Genomic DNA, 2,939 nt, shown 5'->3' on the forward strand with positions numbered 1-2,939 from the left:
ATCACGTACAGGGTCCCCGGCTCCCCGCCCCGCGACGTCGCGTCGAGGACGACCAGGGTGTCGTAGCCGTCGAGCAGCCGGTAGGCCAGATGGACACCACGGATGCCGATGTCGGCGACCTCGACCCCCTCCGGCAGCGGCCCCCCGGCCAGCAGCCGGGCGGCCTCGACACCGAATCCGTCGTCGCCGAGGAAGATGTTGCCCACCCCGGCGACCAGGGTGCGCGGGCGGACTCCGGCGCCGGTCACGGTGTCTCCACGTCGATCTCGTCGGGCTGGAAGTACAGATACCGTCCCTGCTCGCGGCGGATGTCCGCCCCCGGATCGTCGTCGACGGTGACCGCGATGTGCACGCCCCCGTCGACATCGTGCAGGACCGCCTCGACCAGGGCGCGCCGCCCGGCGAGGAACAGGTCCTGGGCGTCGGTGTGCCGCAGCCGGGGCCGCAGGACGACGCGGCTGCCCGCCCGCACCCGCTGCCCGTCGACCAGCACATGGTCGTGGGCCGGGTCCACCGAGGCGTCCGCGCCCGGATCCCACCAGGGGACGTCCGGCCGGGCGATACCGCCGTCCGCGTCGGCGAACACCGGTGTGCGCGGGGTGGGAGCGGTGACCTCGCGCAGGCCGCGCACCGCGCCGTGCAGCCGCTCCAGCACCTCCGCCGGCATCGACTCGGTGAGGTCGATCACCGCCGCCGCCCGGTCGTCCGTCCCCCTGGCCTCCCGCTTCTCCTCGTCGGTGAGGGCCGCGGTGCGCAGGGCGAGGATCTCGTCGATCTCCGTGGCGTCGTACAGCGCGCCCGGGCTCTCCGGGGCGATGGCCGGGTGGTCGTCCAGGATGATCGGGGAGGAGAGCACCAGGTCGCGGGATCCGGGCTCACCGGCCCGGACGGGCCAGGTGTGCAGATTGCGGCAGGCCGCGGCAGCGCCCCGGGCCCACTCCGGGGGATCCGTCAGCGACAGGAAGTGCCCGGCGTCCAGGTGCAGCAGCGTGTGGGTGGCGACCAGGGAGCGGGACAGCGCCGCGTCACGTCCGGCCCCCTCCTCGGGCAGCCACTCGCCGGTGTTCTCCACGACCACGCTCAGCCGCTGGGCCGCGTACGGGCCGTCCAGCGGGACCGCCGACAGGCGCAGGGCGCCGGCGACCGCCTCGCGGCGCCGCACCATGCGTCCCACGACCGTCCCGGAGGCGTCGGTGACCGGCTCGGTCTCCTCGCCCGCCGGCCGGCCGAAGGGGACCACCGTGCCCGCGCCCGCCAGTTCCCCGACGGGAACGGTGACCCGGACCCGTTCCTCCCGGCCCTCGTCCCACGGGACCACCACCCGGTCCTCCAGGCGCAGTTCGCCGACGGTCCGGAAACCGCCGTCCGGCAGGACGCGGTGGACGGTGCGCCGCTGGGCGTGCAGGAAACGCACCTCCACCGAGAGGGTGGCGCCCCGGCGGGGCTCCATGAGCACCTCGGTGTGCTGGAACTCGTGCTCCGCCGCCGTCGCCGTCCAGGACGGGGGCACCAGCACCCCGAACTGCCAGCGCAGCCGGTTCTTGGCGGCCGACGCCCGGTACGGGTAGAGCACGTAGCCCTCGAACAGCACGGCGTCGGCGACCTGGCGCGCCACCGCCAGCCGCGCCTCGGCCGCGGAGGTGAACGTCGTCGTGGTCATGATGTCCTCTCACCCGCCGCGTCCAGGAGTCCCTCGACGGCCGCCTGCCAGGAGGGCAGGGCCCGCCGCGACCGGTAGGCGAGCAGCGCGTCCATGGTGTCCCTGGGCAGCCTGACCCAGGCCGAGCCCGGGAAGTGCTGGTCGACCATCTCCCGCCAGGCCTTCACCGGCATCCGGAACACGGTCTCCCGGTCCCAGGGGACCGGCTCGACCCGGAAGCCGCCGGTCCCGGTGAAGGCGGTGCCGGAGAACAGCAGGCGCAGCGGCACCTCGCCGTCCGCGAGGGCGTGGAAGTAGCGGGAGGAGGCGATGTCCATGTCGTACGTGCAGGGCACGACCACATCGGTCTCCGTCTCGCCGGTGAACCCCTTCACCATCACCGGGACCTGGGCGAACTCCAGCGGGTTGAGGCTGCTGCCCCAGCGGGACCGTTCGCCGAACAGATCGGTCAGGGCGGCGGCCTCGGTGTCGTCGTAGCTCCGGCGGGCGGGCTCGATCCGGAACTGGCAGCGCAGCGCCAGGGCGTGCACCGGGGTGCCGGGAGAGGCGGTGATCCGCAGCCGGAACACCAGCGCCGGACCCGCGGCGTACGGGTCGGTGCGCACCCCCGTACAGAGGAAGCCGAAATCGGTCACGAGGCGCTCCCCCGGGGGACCCGGGCCCGCGCGCGCACATGGGCGAAGAACTCCTCCAGATCGGCCCGCGCCTCGGCGCCCCCGTCGAAGCCCTGCCACCGCAGTCGCATCCGGCCCACCAGTTCGTAGCAGATGTCGACCGGCACCAGACGGCACTCCACCCGGCCCTCGTGCCGGCGGAGCAGCAGCGCCTCCACGTCGGGTTCGAGGAGCCCGGCCAGCGGCGTCGCCTCCGTGAGGAACTGCCAGGTCTCGGGATCCAGTTCGCTCTCGGTGGCCCCGGCGGGGCTCGGATAGAGCGCGACCGGCCGGTCGAGCGCGGAGTTGTGGAAGTAGAAGGCCATGCCCACCGGGATGCTCAGCCGGTCCCAGGCCCCGTCGTCCAGACCGTCGCCGGGGTCGTCCAGATACCGGCCGGGTACGGTGCGGAACCGTCCCCCGGACGCGCCGGGCCGGTCCAGCAGCTGGGCGCAGGGGCCGCAGGCGCAGACCAGGGCCCGGTTCTCGGTGTCGACGAGATGCCGGTGACCCGGGTCCGCGAGTGCGGCGGAGCACAGCTCGCAGCGTTCCTCGCGGGGCGGGCGGGGCCCGGTGAACCGGAACAGGCCCCGGCGCGGCCGGGTGTCCGCTCCGGGCGGGGAGGC

4 protein-coding genes are annotated in these 2,939 nt (G+C 74.4%); all 4 read right to left on the bottom strand.

Annotated elements, in window-relative coordinates; genetic code table 11:
• A partial coding sequence (locus B9S61_RS42890; protein WP_258039996.1) for a hydrogenase maturation protease occupies positions 1–248 on the bottom strand: 248 nt, incomplete at its 3' end.
• Entirely contained in the window at positions 245–1,660 is a 1,416-nt protein-coding gene (locus B9S61_RS33470) for a hypothetical protein (RefSeq protein ID WP_103545532.1), read from the bottom strand. The genes B9S61_RS42890 and B9S61_RS33470, both read right to left, overlap by 4 nt.
• A complete protein-coding gene (locus B9S61_RS33475) occupies positions 1,657–2,295 on the bottom strand; it encodes a DUF6084 family protein (RefSeq protein WP_103545533.1) in 639 nt (212 codons plus the stop codon). Before B9S61_RS33475 ends, B9S61_RS33470 begins: the two co-directional genes overlap by 4 nt.
• Positions 2,292–2,900: a DUF5947 family protein gene (locus tag B9S61_RS33480; protein ID WP_103545534.1), complete on the bottom strand. Its 609-nt coding sequence runs from the start codon at positions 2,898–2,900 to the stop codon at positions 2,292–2,294. Before B9S61_RS33480 ends, B9S61_RS33475 begins: the two co-directional genes overlap by 4 nt.
• Between the last annotated feature and the right edge of the window lie 39 nt (positions 2,901–2,939).

The sequence above is a fragment of the Streptomyces sp. SM1 genome, assembly GCF_002910825.1.
Classification (GTDB): domain Bacteria; phylum Actinomycetota; class Actinomycetes; order Streptomycetales; family Streptomycetaceae; genus Streptomyces; species Streptomyces okerensis.

Excerpts from the sequence above, each read along its gene's own strand:
- B9S61_RS33470 (WP_103545532.1), bottom strand. The coding sequence starts at position 1,660 with ATGACCACGACGACGTTCACCTCCGCGGCCGAGGCGCGGCTGGCGGTG.